This is a genomic window from Roseovarius sp. SK2 (assembly GCF_028807495.1).
GTDB lineage: Bacteria > Pseudomonadota > Alphaproteobacteria > Rhodobacterales > Rhodobacteraceae > Roseovarius > Roseovarius confluentis.
The window spans coordinates 14,984-31,054 of the sequence record NZ_JARAMK010000010.1 but is presented as its reverse complement, the minus strand read 5'-3'; the positions used below and the strand labels follow the sequence as shown (position 1 = coordinate 31,054).

The 16,071-nt window shown below is 65.5% G+C and carries 17 protein-coding genes; 14 read left to right on the top strand and 3 right to left on the bottom strand.

Annotated features, from left to right (window positions below; translation table 11 throughout):
• Positions 1-12 precede the first annotated feature (12 nt).
• Together PVV74_RS17135 and PVV74_RS17130 are read right to left on the bottom strand one after the other, a co-directional pair.
• Positions 13-768: an ATP-binding cassette domain-containing protein gene (locus PVV74_RS17135; RefSeq protein WP_274594058.1), complete on the bottom strand. Its 756-nt coding sequence runs from the start codon at positions 766-768 to the stop codon at positions 13-15.
• On the bottom strand, positions 761-1,468 hold the full coding sequence (locus PVV74_RS17130) for an ABC transporter permease (RefSeq protein WP_371931571.1): 708 nt from the start codon (positions 1,466-1,468) through the stop codon (positions 761-763). Before PVV74_RS17130 ends, PVV74_RS17135 begins: the two co-directional genes overlap by 8 nt.
• A 158-nt stretch (positions 1,469-1,626) precedes the next feature.
• Between PVV74_RS17130 and tsaA the strand changes: the two genes are divergently transcribed.
• Genes tsaA through PVV74_RS17105 form a run of 5 tightly spaced genes read left to right on the top strand, consistent with a single transcriptional unit; the run spans position 1,627 to position 5,770 of the window.
• Positions 1,627-2,097 carry a tRNA (N6-threonylcarbamoyladenosine(37)-N6)-methyltransferase TrmO gene (gene tsaA, locus PVV74_RS17125; RefSeq protein WP_274594057.1) on the top strand — a complete coding sequence of 157 codons (471 nt, stop codon included), beginning with the start codon at positions 1,627-1,629 and terminating at the stop codon, positions 2,095-2,097.
• A 32-nt stretch (positions 2,098-2,129) separates the two neighbouring features.
• Complete coding sequence (locus PVV74_RS17120; RefSeq protein ID WP_274594056.1) at positions 2,130-2,921, top strand: molybdate ABC transporter substrate-binding protein; 792 nt, start codon at positions 2,130-2,132, stop codon at positions 2,919-2,921.
• A 1-nt stretch (position 2,922) separates the two neighbouring features.
• Entirely contained in the window at positions 2,923-3,951 is a 1,029-nt protein-coding gene (locus PVV74_RS17115) for an iron ABC transporter substrate-binding protein (RefSeq protein ID WP_274594055.1), read from the top strand.
• A complete protein-coding gene (locus PVV74_RS17110; RefSeq protein ID WP_103761055.1) occupies positions 3,924-4,946 on the top strand; it encodes a FecCD family ABC transporter permease in 1,023 nt (340 codons plus the stop codon). The genes PVV74_RS17115 and PVV74_RS17110 overlap by 28 nt, the downstream gene beginning before the upstream one ends.
• The gene (locus tag PVV74_RS17105; RefSeq protein ID WP_274594054.1) at positions 4,946-5,770 is read left to right on the top strand and encodes an ABC transporter ATP-binding protein; all 825 of its coding nucleotides are present in this window, start codon (positions 4,946-4,948) and stop codon (positions 5,768-5,770) included. Before PVV74_RS17110 ends, PVV74_RS17105 begins: the two co-directional genes overlap by 1 nt.
• On the opposite strand, the gene PVV74_RS17100 is transcribed toward PVV74_RS17105, so the two are convergent.
• Complete coding sequence (locus tag PVV74_RS17100; protein WP_274594053.1) at positions 5,725-5,934, bottom strand: TOBE domain-containing protein; 210 nt, start codon at positions 5,932-5,934, stop codon at positions 5,725-5,727. The genes PVV74_RS17105 and PVV74_RS17100 overlap by 46 nt on opposite strands.
• A gap of 111 nt (positions 5,935-6,045) precedes the next feature.
• Between PVV74_RS17100 and PVV74_RS17095 the strand changes: the two genes are divergently transcribed.
• From PVV74_RS17095 to PVV74_RS17055, 9 genes are all read left to right on the top strand, one after another.
• Entirely contained in the window at positions 6,046-7,200 is a 1,155-nt protein-coding gene (locus tag PVV74_RS17095) for a putative sulfate/molybdate transporter (RefSeq protein ID WP_274594052.1), read from the top strand.
• 105 nt (positions 7,201-7,305) lie between these two features.
• A complete protein-coding gene (locus PVV74_RS17090; RefSeq protein WP_103761830.1) occupies positions 7,306-8,193 on the top strand; it encodes a LysR family transcriptional regulator in 888 nt (295 codons plus the stop codon).
• 92 nt (positions 8,194-8,285) lie between these two features.
• Positions 8,286-8,762 carry a formate dehydrogenase subunit gamma gene (locus PVV74_RS17085; protein ID WP_274594051.1) on the top strand — a complete coding sequence of 159 codons (477 nt, stop codon included), beginning with the start codon at positions 8,286-8,288 and terminating at the stop codon, positions 8,760-8,762.
• Positions 8,759-10,267: a formate dehydrogenase beta subunit gene (locus tag PVV74_RS17080; protein ID WP_274594050.1), complete on the top strand. Its 1,509-nt coding sequence runs from the start codon at positions 8,759-8,761 to the stop codon at positions 10,265-10,267. Before PVV74_RS17085 ends, PVV74_RS17080 begins: the two co-directional genes overlap by 4 nt.
• Positions 10,264-13,197, top strand: coding sequence for a formate dehydrogenase subunit alpha (gene fdhF, locus PVV74_RS17075; protein ID WP_274594049.1), 2,934 nt, complete (start codon positions 10,264-10,266; stop codon positions 13,195-13,197). Before PVV74_RS17080 ends, fdhF begins: the two co-directional genes overlap by 4 nt.
• Complete coding sequence (gene fdhD, locus PVV74_RS17070; RefSeq protein ID WP_425061849.1) at positions 13,194-14,024, top strand: formate dehydrogenase accessory sulfurtransferase FdhD; 831 nt, start codon at positions 13,194-13,196, stop codon at positions 14,022-14,024. Before fdhF ends, fdhD begins: the two co-directional genes overlap by 4 nt.
• Positions 14,014-14,220, top strand: coding sequence for a formate dehydrogenase subunit delta (locus tag PVV74_RS17065; protein ID WP_103761048.1), 207 nt, complete (start codon positions 14,014-14,016; stop codon positions 14,218-14,220). Before fdhD ends, PVV74_RS17065 begins: the two co-directional genes overlap by 11 nt.
• A gap of 261 nt (positions 14,221-14,481) precedes the next feature.
• Positions 14,482-14,787, top strand: a complete 306-nt coding sequence (locus PVV74_RS17060; RefSeq protein WP_103761047.1) for an SH3 domain-containing protein — start codon at positions 14,482-14,484, stop codon at positions 14,785-14,787.
• Between the two features lie 218 nt (positions 14,788-15,005).
• Positions 15,006-16,067 (top strand): efflux RND transporter periplasmic adaptor subunit, encoded by a 1,062-nt coding sequence (locus tag PVV74_RS17055; protein ID WP_274594048.1) that lies wholly within the window; start codon positions 15,006-15,008, stop codon positions 16,065-16,067.
• Positions 16,068-16,071: the final 4 nt, after the last annotated feature.

Here is a 16,071-nt window from a genome sequence, read left to right as displayed (position 1 = left end):
TCTTGAAGTCTTTCAGACGACGAGCTTGCCGTTCAGGTAATCCCTTGCCGCCTTACTTTGCGGTTCGGGAAAGAAATCGGCGGCGCGGCTGTGTTCTGTTACACCGCCGCCGCTGAGAAACAGGATGTCGTCGGCCATGCGCCGCGCCTGCCCCATGTCATGGGTGACGAAAACGATGCGCACGCCGCGCGCGCTGGCCTCCCTGACGATCTCCTCGATGGCCAGCACGGACGCCGGATCGAGGCTGGCGGTGGGTTCGTCGAGAAACAGCACCTCGGGGTCGGCGGCCAATGCGCGGGCCAGCGCCAGCCGCTGCGCCTCGCCGCCCGACAACAGGCGCGCCGGCTGGTCGGCCTTGTGGCCCAGCCCGACGTGATCCAGGAGTGTATCGCGCCGCGCACGGTTCTTGCCGCGCACCTTCAGCACGAAGTCGACGTTGGCGGCCACGGACCGCCGCAAGAGAACCGGCTTCTGGAACACCAGTGCCTGCCGCGCGGTGATGTCCTGCGGCCCCTGTCCGCTCCAGTCGATTGTTCCCGAAGTCGGGGCCATCAGGCCATGGAGCAGCTTGAGCAGCAGGCTTTTGCCCGCCCCGTTCGGACCCATGACCATGGTGCAGCCTTCCGGCTGCAGGTCGAAGCTCACTCCGTCGAGTATCGTTGTCTGGCCGAAACGCAATTCCAGGTTACGTACCGCGAGCGGCAGGATCGGCGCGGTCCGGGCGCGGGGCACAACGTGATCGGCTGATGAGGCTGCCGTATCAAACATAGGCTTGCCGCGCCGCTGTCATGCGGACCGATTGCACGGCGGCGTTGACGCCAAGCGCGATGACCAGAAGGATAATGCCGAGCGCCAGTGCCAGTGCCAGATCGCCCTTGGAAGTCTCCAGCGCGATGGCCGTGGTCATCACCCGTGTCAGGTGGTCGATATTGCCGCCGACGATGATGACAGCGCCCACCTCGGCCACCGCGCGGCCGAAACCGGCAAGCCCCACCGTCAGCAGGGAATATCGTGCATCCCACAAAAGCGCCTGCACGGTCTGCAACTTCGTCAGGCAGAGCGAGCGGAACTGCTCGGCATATTCAGCATGCAGGTCTTCCAGCACCTGCCGCGAAAGGGCCGCGACGATGGGTGCGATCAGGATGGTCTGCGCGATGATCATCGCGGTGGGCGTGTAGAGCAGCCCGAGGAACCCCAAGGGGCCGGAGCGCGACAGGTGCAGGTAGACCAGCAGCCCCACCACCACCGGCGGCAAGCCCATCAGCGCATTCATCACGATCAGCACCGCGTTGCGCCCGGGAAACCGTCCGATGGCGATCAACGCCCCGATGGGCAGGCCGATCAGGCAGGCCAGCGCAGTGGCCGTCAGGCTCACGCGCAGCGACAGCAGCACGATTTCGATCAGATCCCCATCGCCCGAGGCGACGAGGTCGAGCGCGAGGCCGAAGGCTTCTCCCATGGACTGCAAAATTTCCCACCTTGCAAATCTTCCGTTCCCTCGCACACTATGCGATCCAACGGACAAAGTTCAAGCATCGCGGTGCCTGAAAAGAAATTCCACATACCAAGGAAAACCGATATGTTTCCTGCGCCCTACTCGCGACTGCAAATTTTACGGACATGGCGATGAGTGGCAATACCCTGCGCCCCGGCGAGGTAAAAGTTGCGGCTCTACCGTCTGCCGATGCCGCGCTCCAGTTCATCGGGACCATCCGCACGCCCTGGACGCGGCGCGAGGACTGTCCACGTCAAGGCCGGCAGGACGGCCCCGAGTGCCGCATCGAACTGAATCCCGTATGGCACCCGGCTCTGGAGGGGCTGGAAGACTATGAGACCATCGAGGTGCTCTACTGGCTGGATCGCAGCCGTCGCGATCTTGTGCGGCAAAGCCCGCGCAGCGACGGATCGACCATCGGCACCTTCGCCCTGCGCTCTCCCGTGCGGCCCAATCCCATCGGCACGTCGCTTGTGCGGTTGGTGCGGATCGAGGGCGGCACGTTGATCGTGTGCGGGCTGGATTGCCTGGATGACACGCCGCTGATCGACCTCAAGCCCGACCGGTGCGCCTTTACCCCCATGGCGCCGCCGAAACCCTGAGTATGCCGAATACAAAGAATGGAAGACAGACCATGCGACACGTATCCCTACTGGCAGCGGCCCTCGGCCTTGCGATGAGCGCCGCGCAAGCCCAAGACCTGTCCCTTTACGCTGCGGGCAGTCTCAAGGCCGCGCTGACGGACGTGGCCGCAGACTATGCCGAGGCCTACGATACGCCCGTCGCGACAAGCTTCGGCCCCTCCGGCCTGATGCGCGAGCGAATCGAGGCGGGCGAAACCGCCCATGTCTTCGCCTCTGCAAACATGCGCCACCCCCGGACACTGGAAAGCGCCGGCAAGGGCGGCCCCGTCGCGCTCTTTGCCCGCAATCGACTTTGCGGGCTGGCGCGGCCCGAGGTGGAAGTGACGTCCGAAACGCTGCTCGACGTCATGCTGGACGAGAACACCCGCCTGGGCACGTCCACGCCCAAGGCGGATCCGTCAGGTGACTACGCGTTTCAACTGTTCGAAAAGTCCGGCCATGCCGAGGCGTTGAAGGCCAAGGCCCTGCAATTGACCGGCGGGCCGGACAGCGCCGCGCCGCCCGAGGGGCGCAACACCTATGCGTGGGTGCTGGACAGCGACCAGGCCGACCTGTTTCTGACATACTGCACCAACGCCGTGCTGGCCCGGAAAGAAGTGCCGGGCTTGCAGATCGTGCAGATCCCGGAACCGCTGTCGGTGGGTGCGGATTACAGCCTGATCGTGCTCGACGGCGCGCCGCCCGAGGCATGGAAGCTGGCACTGCACATCCTGTCACCGGCAGGCCAGGCCGTATTGGCGGAGTACGGGTTCGACGCCGCCGCGGTGCCGAAAGGAGAGTGACGTGAGATATCTGCTGCTGATGCTGATGGTGTTGGCGCTGCCGGTTCAGGCGCGCACGATCACCGACAGCGCCGGGCGCGTCGTGGAGATCCCCGACGATGTGACCACCGTCTTCGCCGCCGGTCCACCCGCCGCCATCCTGCTCTACATCATGAAGCCCGAGGCGATGACCGGCTGGCCCCGCGCCCTGCGCCCCGAGGAGCGCACCTATATCGCCGCGCCTTATCGCGATCTGCCCGAAACCGGCCGTCTGACCGGGCGCGGCGGCGAGGCGAACCTGGAGCGTGTGCTGCAGATCGAGCCCGACCTGATCCTCGATTTCGGCTCGGTCCGGGACACCTATGTCGACCTTGCGGACCGGGTGCAAAACCAGACCGGCATCCCCTATATCCTGATCGACGGGCGGTTCGAGAACGCGCCCGCCGCCCTGCGCCTGCTGGGCGACGCGCTCGGTGTGCCGGAACGCGGCGACGCCTTGGCGAAGGATGTAGAGGAAACGTTTGCCCGGATCGACGCCATTCTCGTAGACGTCCCGGAAGAGGATCGCCCCCGCGTCTACCTGGCCCGTGGTCCCGAGGGGCTGGAGACGGGCATGAAAGGGTCGATCAACACCGAGATCATCGAGCGCGCGGGCGGGCGCAACGTGGCCGACGATGGCGGCGCGACGCGCGGGCTGGTGCAGGCGTCCATGGAACAGGTGATCGTCGCCAACCCCGACACCATCGTGACGTGGGACCCGAACTTTTACGGCGAGGTCTTTGACGACCCGCTGTGGCAGGGAATCGACGCGGTCAATGACGGGCGCGTCTTCCTGTCGCCCACCGCACCCTTCGGCTGGATCGACCGGCCGCCATCACTGAACCGGATGATGGGCCTGATTTGGATGGCCGGATTGTTGTATCCTGATCGGTGGGAGGGCGACCTGCGCGCGGAGACCCGCGACTTCTATGAACTCTATTATCATGTCGACCTGAACGACGAAGACCTTGAGAGGCTGCTGGTATGGGCCGAGGGACGACCGCCGAACTGAGGGGCTCAAAGCCCGGCCTGACCTTGACCGGTGGCCTTGCCCTGTGCGTGGCCGCGCTGGCGTTCGGCGCGGTCATGATCGGGCCCTTTGGCCTGTCCCCGGGCCAGACGCTGGCGGCATTGCTGGGGCAAGGCGAGCGGCAGGCGGAGATCGTGGTGTGGAACATCCGCCTGCCCCGCGTCGCGGCGGCGCTGCTGGTGGGGGCGGCGCTGGCGGCGGCGGGGGCCAGCTACCAGGCGCTTTTCCGCAACCCGCTGGTGTCGCCGGATATCTTGGGCGTGTCGGCCGGTGCCGGGCTTGGCGCGGTTGCCGGGATTTTCCTGTCGCTGCCGGTGGCGGCGATCCAGGCGTCGGCCTTTGTCGGCGGCATGGCAGCGGTGGGAATCGTGACGCTGGTGGCGTCGATGGTGCGCAACACGGACCGCACGCTGACGCTGGTGCTGATCGGGGTGGTGATCGGCGCGCTGGCCGGGGCGGCAACGTCGTTGCTGAAAGTCATGGCCGACCCCTATGACCAGTTGCCAGCGATCACCTTCTGGCTTCTGGGCTCGCTGGCCGCGATCACCACGGAGGATATCCTGCCCGCCCTGCCCATGGTGCTGATCGGCCTCGTGCCGCTGGCCCTGCTGCGCTGGCGGATCAACGTCCTGAGCCTTGGCGACGAGGAGGCGCGCGCGCTGGGGGTCGAGGCCGGGCGCACGCGGTTCCTGGTGATCGCCGCCGCCACGCTGATCACCGCGAGCGTCACGGCGCTGGCCGGCGTGGTGGGCTGGGTCGGGCTGGTGATTCCGCATATCGCGCGGATGCTCGTCGGGCCCGGCTTTGGGCGGCTCTTGCCCGCCTCTGTGCTGATCGGCGCGGGGTATCTGCTGATCGTGGACACGGCGGCGCGGACAATGGCGCAGGCCGAGGTGCCGTTGGGCATCCTGACCGCCGTGATCGGCGCGCCCTTCTTCGTGTGGTTGCTGGCCCGTGGCCGGCGGGGATGGTCGTGATGCTGGAGGCGCGGGAGCTGGTGATCGGCTACGGACGCACGCAGGTCGGCGCGGATCTGGGCCTGTCGGTTCAGGCCGGAGACATCCTGTGCCTGCTTGGCCCCAACGGCTGCGGCAAGACCACGCTCTTTCGCACCCTCCTGGGCCTGCTGCCTCAGCTGGCCGGTGAGGTGCGGCTTGGGGGCACCCCGATCACGTCACAGCGCCGGGCCGAGATTGCCCGGCGCATCGCCTATGTGCCTCAGGCTCATGCACCGCCATTTCCATTCGAGGCGCTGGAGGTCGTCCTGATGGGGCGCACCGCGCGGCTCGGGCCATTGGCACAACCTGGAAAGGCGGATCGTGATGCCGCGCGAAACGCGATGGATCAGCTTGGGATTGGCGACCTCGCCGCGCGCGATTATTCGCGCCTGTCCGGCGGTCAGCGACAGCTTGTCCTGATCGCGCGGGCGCTGGCGCAGGATACACCGCTGATCGTCATGGACGAACCGACCGCAAGCCTCGATTTCGGGAACCAGGCGCAGGTGTTGGCGCGGATCGCCCGGCTGGCGCAGGGCGCGTCGTCCGAGCGGCGCGGGATCATCCTGTCGACCCATGACCCGGACCAGGCCTTTGCGCTGGATGCCCGCGTCCTATTGATGCACCAGGGCCGGATCATGGCGGATGGCCCGGCCAGCGAGGTGCCGACCGGGCACAACCTGAGCACGGTCTACGGCATCTCCGTGACCATCGAGACCACCGGGTCAGGCCGCAAGGTCTGCCTGCCGTCCCTTCACCTTCAGTCGGACCCGACGATCACGTCCGACGCCTTGACGATTGCGTAGGCCGTCTTGCCGACCTCCAGCCCCAACTCCTCGACCGACGCATTGGTGATCATCGCCGTCACGGTGGTGCCGCCGCCAAGGTCGATCTGCACCGTGGCGTTGACCGCGCCCTTATCGATGGCGGTCACGGTTCCGGGCATCTTGTTGCGTGCGCTGAGTTTCATGGCGGGTGTCTCCTGTCATCATGGTTTCCTTGCCTACGGTATGGTCAACAACCGCGATTTCAACTCTTTAAGACTGATTTCGCGTCGCGTTGGAAACGCGGAGGAATTGCGATGAGCCCGCATGCTCCAGATCGTTTTCGTTTTGACCTGCGCGAAGTGAACGGGGCCCTGGGGGACCTGGGCACGCTGCTGCCGCTGACCATCGGGGCCATCGCCCTTGTGGGGCTCTCGGCGACACAGGTGCTGCTGGGCTTCGGCCTGTTCTACATCATCACCGGCCTGATCTACCGCCTGCCGGTCCCGGTCCAGCCGATGAAGGCCATCGTAGCCGTGGCGCTGGTGGCCGAAATCTCGCCCGCGTCCATCGCGCTCAGCGGGATGCTGATCGGTGCGGCGCTGCTATTGCTGGGGGGAACGGGCGTCATAGACCGGATCGCGCGGCTGGTGCCGCAATCGGTGCTGACCGGGCTTCAGCTGGGGCTGGGCCTGGGGCTGGCCTGGATATCGCTCGGGCTGATGGCCGGGCAACCACTGATCGGGGTGGTGTCCCTCGGGCTTGCGGCTGCGGCGTTGCGGCTGGGGGCACATGCGGCATTGATGACGCTGGGTTTCGGCGTGGCGGCGGGCCACTTCACCGGGCATGAGGCCCTGCCCGATCTGTCGGGCGCTGCGGCCATGGGCTGGCTGGCGCCGGTTCCAGACCTTGAGGATATGCGGATCGCCATTGCCGACCTCGCCCTGCCACAACTTGCGCTGACCCTGACCAACGCCGTTTTCCTGACCGCGCTTGTTGCGCAGGACAGTTATGGCGCGCGCGCCGCGCGGGTGACGCCCAGGCGCCTGTGCGTGACCTCGGGCGCCGCCAACCTGGCCCTCGCCCCGTTCGGAGCCTTGCCGATGTGCCACGGGGCCGGAGGCGTGGCGGCGCATCACCGTTTCGGCGCACGCAGCGGGGGGGCGCCGGTGATGCTGGGGGCCGCGCTTCTGGCGGTTGCTCTGCTGCCGCAAGACCTGCGGCACACGGCGTTGTTGGCCGTCCCGTCTGCAACGCTGGGAGCCTTGTTGCTGATTGCCGCGGTCGAACTTGCCGCCAATCGCCGGCTTTTCGATGCCAGACCCTCTTGCAGGCCCGTCATCGCGATCACCGCGCTCGCGACGCTTCTGGGCAACCCGCTGATCGGGCTGGTCCTCGGGACGCTTGCCGAGGCGGTCCGGAAGGCCATTCTTGCCCGTCTGTCGGGCCAAAAAGCGGATCAACCGGAATGACGACGCCACAGTTTCGGGTCCTGGTTTCGAGAACGCCGCGTCGGGAAGAACACCCATCATTCACGAATTCTATCAGGATGGCCGATTTCGATTGGCTTTATGCATATGATTGACAAGCTCGAAATGTTCATCGCCGTGGCCAAGGAAGGCCATTTCGGTCGCGCGGCCTCCGGCTTGGGCATCACCCAGCCGACCCTGTCGAACGGGATCAAGACGCTGGAGGATCACCTTGGCGTGCAGTTGATTTTTCGCGGGTCGCGATTTGGCGGGCTGACGCCGGAAGGCCAGACCGCGCTGGACTGGGCCAGGAAGATCGTCGGGGACACGCGGCAACTGCGCGAGGAAATGCGCGTCAAGCGGGATGGCTTGTCGGGGCAGTTGCGCATCGCCGTCATTCCGACGGCCCTGACGGTGGCGGCGCGGCTCTGTCAGCGCTTCAATGCCAAGCATCCGAAAGTGCATTTCACCATATTGTCGCGCACGTCGATCGAGATCATGTCGATGCTCGACAACCTGGAGATTGATGCAGGCATTTCCTATCTCGACAACGAACCTATGGGGCGGGTCAGCACCGAGCCGCTTTATGAGGAACGCTACATGCTCGTGTGCACGAACAACTCCCCCTTTGCGAACCGGCATGACGTGGCCTGGGAGGAGTTGTCGGGTAAAAAGCTTTGCCTGCTGACCCCGGACATGCAGAACCGGCGGATCATCAACAGGAATTTCTCCGCGGCCAACGTCTCGCCCGAGACATGTATCGAATCCAATTCGACGATCGTCCTGGTGGCCAATGTCGAATCCGGCGGTTACCTGACAGTGCTTCCCGAGGAGCTGGCACGCTTCCTCGTGGCCGGAAAGGCCCTGACTGTCGTGCCGCTGACAGGGCGCGAGCCGTCGCACGCGGTCGGCCTCGTGGCTCCTTACCGAGAGCCGCATACCCCTGTTCTGGATGCTCTTTTGCGCACGGCGAGGAAACTGTCGAAAGCGGTTTGATAGCCTATCCCTATCGATCGACCGATCTGCGATATTGTTGTCGGCCCGCACCTTCTGTCTGCTTGAAACAATAACATGCAGGAGGTTAGCCCATGCCATCAGCCGCCCCCACACCCACCGAAGACGAGCTTGCCGCGGTCATCGACGCGAATGCCGGCCTGGAAGGCCCGTTACTGCCGATACTGCACGCGCTGCAGGAAAATTTCGGCCACATTCCGCAGCCGGCCATGCAGATGATCGCGGATCGTCTCAACATCACCAAGGCCGAGTTGCATGGTGTCATCAGCTTCTACCACGACTTCCGCAAAGCCCCTGCCGGGCGTCATGTTCTGAAGATCTGCCGCGCCGAGGCCTGCCAGGCTATGGGCGGCAACACACTGGCCGAAGAGACGCTGGCAAAGCTGGGGCTGGACTGGCACGGCACCTCGATCAACGGTGCCGTCACGGTCGAGCCGGTCTATTGCCTTGGCCTCTGTGCCTGCGGCCCGGCCGCGATGATGGACGACCGATGCGTGGGCCGGGTGGACCGCAGCCGCATGGATGCGCTGCTGGCGGAGGCGGGCGCATGAAGATCTATGTTCCCATGGATAGCGCCGCCAAGGCGCTGGGCGCCGACGAGGTTGTCGCCGCCCTGAAACAGGCCGCGCCCGAGGCGCAGATCATCCGCACCGGCACCCGTGGCATGATCTGGTTGGAACCGCTTGTCGAGGTCGAGATCGAGGGCATCCGCCACGGTTTCGGCCCCGCGACGCCGCAGGACGCGGCGGCCATTCTCGATGGCAGCAGCGCCAAGGCGCTCGGCCCGGTGGACGAACTCGACTGGATGAAGCGCCAGACACGGCTGACCTTTGCCCGCGTCGGCGTGATCGACCCGCTGTCGCTGGACGCCTACGAGGCGCATGGCGGCCTCGCCGGGCTGAAACGTGCTCTATCGATGACCGGCCAGCAGGTCGTGGACGAGGTCAAGACCTCCGGCCTGCGCGGCCGCGGCGGCGCTGGGTTCCCGACGGGGATCAAGTGGCAGACCGTGCACGACGCGGACGCGCCGCAAAAGTACATTGTCTGCAATGCCGACGAGGGCGACAGCGGCACCTTCGCCGACCGCATGATCATGGAGGGCGACCCCTTCACCCTGATCGAGGGCATGGCCATCGCCGGACTGGGGGTCGGCGCAACCAAGGGATATGTCTACCTGCGCTCCGAATACCCGGATGCCATCGCGGTGATGACCCGCGCGGTCGAGATCGCCCGCGCCGAGGGCGTCCTTGGCGAGAATATCCTCGGGTCGCCACACAAATTCGACATGGAAATCCGCAAGGGTGCCGGCGCTTATGTCTGCGGCGAGGAAACCTCGCTGCTGAACTCGCTCGAAGGCAAGCGCGGGGTCGTCCGCGCCAAGCCGCCGCTTCCGGCGCTCGAAGGGTTCCTGGGCCGACCCACCGTGGTCAACAACGTCATCAGCCTGGCCACCGTGCCGGTGATCTTCGAGAAAGGCGCCGAGCATCACGCCAGCTTCGGCATCGGCAAATCGCGCGGCACCATCACGCTTCAGATCGCGGGCAACGTCGCGCGCGGCGGCCTGTTCGAGACCGGATTCGGCGTGACGCTGGGCGAGGTGATCGACGACCTTGCCGGCGGCACGGCCACCGGCCGCCCGTTCAAGGCGGTGCAGGTCGGCGGGCCGCTCGGCGCCTACATGCCGCAGTCGAAATTCGACGCGCCCATGGGATACGAGGAATTCGGCGCCGAAGGCGGGCTCATTGGCCACGCCGGGCTGGTGGTGTTCGACGACACCGCCGACATGCTGGGCATGGCGCGCTTCGCGATGGAATTCTGCGCCGTGGAAAGCTGCGGCAAGTGCACCCCCTGCCGGATCGGCGCGGTGCGCGGGGTGGAAACCATCGACCGCATCGCGCGCGGCGACGCCGACGCCGTGACCATCCTCACCGATCTTTGCGAGACGATGACCGACGGGTCGCTTTGCGCGCTGGGCGGCTTCACGCCCTACCCTGTCATGTCCGCGCTCACCCACTTCCCCGATGAATTCTCGACCACGAAGGAGGCCGCAGAATGAAAGACCTGATCATTCCCGACGACCGCGACATGGGCACCCCCGCCAAGACGGGCGAGCCCGTGACCCTGACCATCGACGGCTTCGAGGTGACCGTGCCCGAAGGCACCAGCGTGATGCGCGCGGCGGCCGAGGCAGGCATCCAGGTGCCCAAGCTTTGTGCCACCGACAGCCTTGACGCGTTCGGCTCCTGCCGCCTCTGCGTGGTGGAGATCGAAGGCCGGCGCGGCACGCCCGCCTCCTGCACCACGCCCGTCGCCCCCGGCATGGCAGTGCACACGCAGTCGAAGAAAGTGCGCAAGATCCGCACCGGGGTGATGGAGCTTTATATCTCGGACCACCCGCTGGATTGCCTGACCTGCTCGGCCAATGGCGATTGCGAGTTGCAGGACATGGCGGGCGCCGTGGGGCTGCGCGACCAGCGCTACGAGGCCGGGCGCAACCACTACGACGCCAAGGGCGGCACGCTGGCGCAGGGCGATACCCGGGCCCGTGCCCCGGAGGGCGACAAGGGCAATCCCGAGTATATCCCGGCGGACACGTCGAACCCCTATTTCAGCTATGACCCCAGCAAGTGCATCGTCTGCAACCGTTGCGTCCGCGCCTGCGAAGAGGTGCAGGGCACCTTTGCCCTGACGATCGAGGGTCGCGGTTTCGAGTCCCGTGTCAGCGCGGGCACCGCTGAGGACGATTTCCTCGCCTCGGATTGCGTCAGCTGCGGCGCCTGCGTGCAGGCCTGCCCCACCGCGACGCTGCAGGAAAAATCCGTGATCGAGATGGGCACGCCAGACCGCTCGGTCGTGACCACCTGCGCCTATTGCGGCGTCGGCTGTTCCTTCAAGGCCGAAATGCAGGGCGATGAGCTGGTCCGCATGGTGCCCTACAAGCACGGCAAGGCGAACCGGGGGCATTCCTGCGTCAAGGGGCGCTTTGCCTATGGGTATGCCCATCACAGCGACCGCATCCTGAACCCGATGATCCGCGACCGGGTGGACGAGCCCTGGCGCGAGGTCAGTTGGGATGAGGCGCTGGACTTTGCCGCGTCGAAAATGCTGGGGTTGCAAGAGACATACGGCAAGAAATCCATCGGCGTCATTACCTCCAGCCGCTGCACCAACGAGGAAACCTACCTGGTGCAGAAACTGGCGCGCTCGGTCTTCGGCAACAACAACACCGATACCTGCGCCCGCGTCTGCCACTCGCCCACCGGCTACGGGCTGGGCCAGACCTTCGGCACCTCCGCCGGCACGCAGGATTTCGACAGCGTCGAAGACACCGACGTGATCATCGTCATCGGCGCCAACCCGACCGACGGCCACCCCGTCTTTGCCAGCCGCATGAAAAAACGCCTGCGCCAGGGGGCCAAGCTGATCGTGATCGATCCGCGCCGGATCGACCTGGTGAAGTCGGCCCATATCGAGGCCGCGCATCACCTGCCCCTGCGGCCCGGCACCAATGTCGCCGTGGTCACTGCGCTGGCGCATGTCATCGTGACCGAGGGGCTTATGGATCAGGACTTCATCCGCAGCCGCTGCGACTGGGAAGAATTCCAGGAATACGCGGCCTTCGTATCGGACCCACGCCACAGCCCCGAGGCGACCGCGCTGCTGACCGGCGTAGATCCGCAGGCATTGCGCGCGGCGGCGCATCTCTACGCTACCGGCGGCAACGGCTCGATCTATTACGGCCTCGGCGTCACCGAGCACAGTCAGGGTTCGACCACCGTGATGGGCATCGCCAACCTCGCCATGCTGACTGGCAATCTTGGCCGGCGCGGCGTGGGCGTGAACCCCTTGCGCGGACAGAACAACGTGCAGGGCGCCTGCGACATGGGGTCCTTTCCGCACGAACTGCCGGGCTATCGCCACGTCAAGAACGCCGACGTGCGCGAGATGTTCGAGGCGCTCTGGAGAACCGAAGTCGACCCCGAGCCGGGCCTGCGTATCCCCAACATGCTAGACTGCGCGGTCGACGGCACCTTCAAGGGCCTCTACTGTCAGGGCGAGGACATCCTGCAATCGGATCCTGACACCAAGCATGTCGCGGCGGGCCTTGCGGCGATGGAATGCGTTATCGTGCATGACCTCTTCCTGAACGAGACGGCCAACTACGCGCATGTGTTCCTGCCCGGCTCCACCTTCCTGGAAAAGGAAGGCACCTTCACCAATGCCGAGCGCCGCATCAACCGTGTGCGCGAAGTGATGAAACCGCTCAACGGCTATGCCGACTGGGAGGTGACGCAGCTGCTGGCCAACACGATGCTGAAGAAATCCGGGCGTGCGGAATGGACCTATACCCATCCCGCCCGCATCATGGAGGAAATCGCGGCCACCACGCCCTCTTTCGCCGGGGTCGATTACGCCCTGCTGGAAACCAGGGGCAGCGTGCAATGGCCCTGCAACGAGGAGCACCCCGAGGGCACACCGCTGATGCACGTGGACAGCTTCATGCGCGGCAAGGGCAAGTTCATCATCACCGAGTACGTGGCGACCGATGAAAGAACCGGCCCGCGCTTCCCGCTGTTGCTGACCACCGGGCGCATCCTGTCGCAATACAACGTGGGCGCCCAGACAAGGCGCACGGACAACACCATCTGGCACGAGGCCGATGTGCTGGAGATCCACCCGCATGACGCCGAGAACCGCGGCGTGAACGAAGGCGACTGGGTCAAGCTGGCCAGCCGCTCGGGCGAGACGGCGCTGCGGGCGACGATCACGGACAGGGTCAGCCCCGGCGTGGTCTACACCACCTTCCACCACCCCGACACCCAGGCCAACGTCATCACCACGGATTTCTCGGACTGGGCCACGAACTGTCCCGAGTTCAAGGTGACGGCGGTGCAGGTCAGCCCCTCGAACGGGCCGACCGACTGGCAGGAGGACTACGCGGCACAGGCCGCGCAGGCCCGCCGCATCCTTCCGGCGGCGGAATGATGTCCTTGGGTTTTTCTCCCTGCCAAAGCCGCTCGGGATTGTCTGTACAGGCAGAGGGCGCGCACATGGTCAGGCGCGCTCTTCCCGAGGAACTGCCAGTCGCGCTGGTCTTCGACGGTTCGACCCAGGCGGTGATGATGGCCACACCGGACGATATCGAGGATTTCGCCCATGGATTCGCCGTGACCGAGGGGATCGTGACAGACCTCGCCCAGATCGAAAGCTTCGAGGTCGCCAGCCATGAGCGCGGCATCGAGGCCCGTTTCTGGCTTCGGGCGGACCGACGCGAGGCGCTGGCGGCACGCCGCCGTTTCATGGCCGGGCCGGTGGGCTGCGGGCTGTGCGGAATCGACTCGCTGGATCAGGCGGTACGCGACGTACCATGCGTGGCACATGTCGGCCCGACCTTCAGCCGGGACGACATTGCCCATGCCGCCGACGCGCTGGCCAATATCCAGCCCCTGCACCGCCGCACCCGCGCGACCCATGCGGCGGGCTTCGTCCTGCCGGGCAAGGGCGTTGTCATGGCGCGCGAGGATGTTGGCCGCCACAACGCGCTCGACAAGCTGATCGGTGCGCTCTGGCGGGCGGGGCGTGACCCGTCGGCGGGCGCTTTCGTCATGACCAGCCGCCTTTCGGTCGAGCTGGTGCAGAAATGCGCCATGGCCGGCTGCGGCACGCTGATCGCCGTCTCCGCCCCCACGGCCCATGCCATGCGCCTGGCCGATACGGCCGGTATCACGCTGGCCGCCTTTGCCCGCGGCGGCGGTTTCGACCTGTATTCCAACCCACACCGCATTTCCCACGAGGTTCCTGATGTCGCCTGATAAACTGGTCATGATGGCCAACCAGATTGCCACGTTCTTCAAGTCCCAGCCCGGCAACGACCAGGCCGAACGGGTCGCGAACCACCTGCAGGATTTCTGGGACCCGCGAATGCGTCGCCAATTCTGCGAGTACGTGGAAAACGGTGGCGAGAACGTCGATGATATAGCGAGAAAGGCGGCAGGGCTGATCACTTGAGTCGACCTCAAGATGTCTCATTGGTCTCGCACGAAGAGCGCGGCGGTGTACTGGCTGGACGTTATACCGCCGTTTGAATTTTCCCCAGCGGTGAGCGGCAGGGGCAATTCCGAATTGCGCCAGATGCACTTTTTGCTGCGCCAGCCTTTACTAAACGGATTGAAAGTTAAATAGTCCGCTCGGACACACGTCCCTCATAACGCTTTGGCTGGGGGGTCGAGCCCCGCCGGGCCTACCAGTACAACCCCGACGAGAGGCACCATGCGCACCCCCCTGACGATCCTTGCAGCCCTAGGTTTTCTTTCCGCCTGTGCCGACACCACGCCGGTCACGGCATTCACCTCGGACATCTACGAGGTCTACGGGGTGGAAGACGGCGACATGCTGAAGCTGCGCGGTGGACCGGGCCTGGGGTTCGAAACGCGCGTGGGGCTGCCCAACGGAACGCTGGTGCGGGTGCGTGACTGTAATCGGGTCGGCGGCACGCGCTGGTGCGAGGTGGCGCTGGACCGGGCGCCCGGTCTGACGGGATACGCGTCGGAGACATATCTGCGGCCACGCTCGTAATCGCTGAAGCACTGGCGCCGGCGCAGTGTTCGGCGCAAAAATGACTAGACAATACGTATTTTCCATTCCGGAAACTCCAAAAGTTTCCGGGCGGTTTTCCTTTTAAGAAGGCGGCTTACCTCGCTGCACCCATGGCGAGCAAAACTAAACTGTTGGTTTCACTTTTCACCTGCATTATGTGACGGCCCAACTGCCAGTCCGTTGCCAGGAGCCTTTTCATGCGCCGTCCACTGCCTGCTTTTCTTTCCTGCCTGCTGTCGCTGCTGATCGCCACGGCTGTCGCCGCGCAGGACGAAGACCCGTCCAAACAAGCAGACGCACCACCCAAGCCGGTCAAGCTGATGACGCTGTCGAGCGAGCCCGTTACGGTGCGGCGGCAGTTTTTCGGTCAGGTGGCGGCGCGGCAGACCGTCGATCTTGCCTTCCAGGTGCCTGGCAAGCTCGAGATGCTGGAGGCGGAGGAAGGCGCGCGCAAGGCTGAAGGCGCCGAGATCGCGCAGCTGGACCTGTCGGGATACCGGCGCGCCGTGGCCGAGGGGGAGGCCAATTTCGAGAAGGCGCAGCGCGATGCCGATCGGCTGGAGACGCTGCGCGGACAGGCGGTGAGCGAGGTGCAGGTCCAGGACGCGCAGACCCAGCTGCGGCTGGCCGAGATCGCGCTCAACAGCGCCCGGGAAGACCTGGAGCACGCGACGCTGCGCGCGCCCTTCGACGCACTGATCGCCAAGCGGCTGGTGGCCAATTTCCAGACGGTTCAGGCCGGCACACCGGTGGTCCGGCTGCATGACGTGTCGGAAATTCGGGTCGATATCCAGGTGCCGGAAATTCTGTTCCGGAAGGCCGGGGCCGATGACGATGTCGCGTTCTTCGCCGAGCTCCCGGGGGACGGACGCCGCTATGACCTTGCGTTGAGGGAATTCGAGACCGAAACTTCGGCCACCGGGCAGACCTATACGATCACGCTGGCCTTTATCGAGAATCCCGGCGCCTTCGTCTTTCCGGGCGCGTCGGTCACGGTCTACACCGCCGTCGAGGGGCCGGGGAAGACAGGCGTCATCCTGCCGGAGACCGCGCTGGTCTACGACCCTGAAGGCAATGCCGAGGTCATGGTCTTCGAGGACGGAAAGGTCACGGCGCACGCCGTAGAGATCGAGGTGCACGAGGACAGCCGCATCTACATGACCGAAGGCCCCGCCGACGGCACCCGGATCGTCGAGACCGGCGCCGCGCAACTGCGCGACGGCCAGAGCGCCCGTCCCTTTACCCGCATCGGGGAGTAGGCCC

Excerpts from the sequence above, each read along its gene's own strand:
- PVV74_RS17135 (WP_274594058.1), bottom strand. The coding sequence starts at position 768 with ATGTTTGATACGGCAGCCTCATCAGCCGATCACGTTGTGCCCCGCGCC.
- tsaA (WP_274594057.1), top strand. The coding sequence starts at position 1,627 with ATGAGTGGCAATACCCTGCGCCCCGGCGAGGTAAAAGTTGCGGCTCTA.
- PVV74_RS17120 (WP_274594056.1), top strand. The coding sequence starts at position 2,130 with ATGCGACACGTATCCCTACTGGCAGCGGCCCTCGGCCTTGCGATGAGC.
- PVV74_RS17110 (WP_103761055.1), top strand. The coding sequence starts at position 3,924 with ATGGGCCGAGGGACGACCGCCGAACTGAGGGGCTCAAAGCCCGGCCTG.
- PVV74_RS17105 (WP_274594054.1), top strand. The coding sequence starts at position 4,946 with ATGCTGGAGGCGCGGGAGCTGGTGATCGGCTACGGACGCACGCAGGTC.
- PVV74_RS17100 (WP_274594053.1), bottom strand. The coding sequence starts at position 5,934 with ATGAAACTCAGCGCACGCAACAAGATGCCCGGAACCGTGACCGCCATC.
- PVV74_RS17095 (WP_274594052.1), top strand. The coding sequence starts at position 6,046 with ATGAGCCCGCATGCTCCAGATCGTTTTCGTTTTGACCTGCGCGAAGTG.
- PVV74_RS17090 (WP_103761830.1), top strand. The coding sequence starts at position 7,306 with ATGATTGACAAGCTCGAAATGTTCATCGCCGTGGCCAAGGAAGGCCAT.
- PVV74_RS17085 (WP_274594051.1), top strand. The coding sequence starts at position 8,286 with ATGCCATCAGCCGCCCCCACACCCACCGAAGACGAGCTTGCCGCGGTC.
- PVV74_RS17080 (WP_274594050.1), top strand. The coding sequence starts at position 8,759 with ATGAAGATCTATGTTCCCATGGATAGCGCCGCCAAGGCGCTGGGCGCC.
- fdhF (WP_274594049.1), top strand. The coding sequence starts at position 10,264 with ATGAAAGACCTGATCATTCCCGACGACCGCGACATGGGCACCCCCGCC.
- fdhD (WP_425061849.1), top strand. The coding sequence starts at position 13,194 with ATGATGTCCTTGGGTTTTTCTCCCTGCCAAAGCCGCTCGGGATTGTCT.
- PVV74_RS17065 (WP_103761048.1), top strand. The coding sequence starts at position 14,014 with ATGTCGCCTGATAAACTGGTCATGATGGCCAACCAGATTGCCACGTTC.
- PVV74_RS17060 (WP_103761047.1), top strand. The coding sequence starts at position 14,482 with ATGCGCACCCCCCTGACGATCCTTGCAGCCCTAGGTTTTCTTTCCGCC.
- PVV74_RS17055 (WP_274594048.1), top strand. The coding sequence starts at position 15,006 with ATGCGCCGTCCACTGCCTGCTTTTCTTTCCTGCCTGCTGTCGCTGCTG.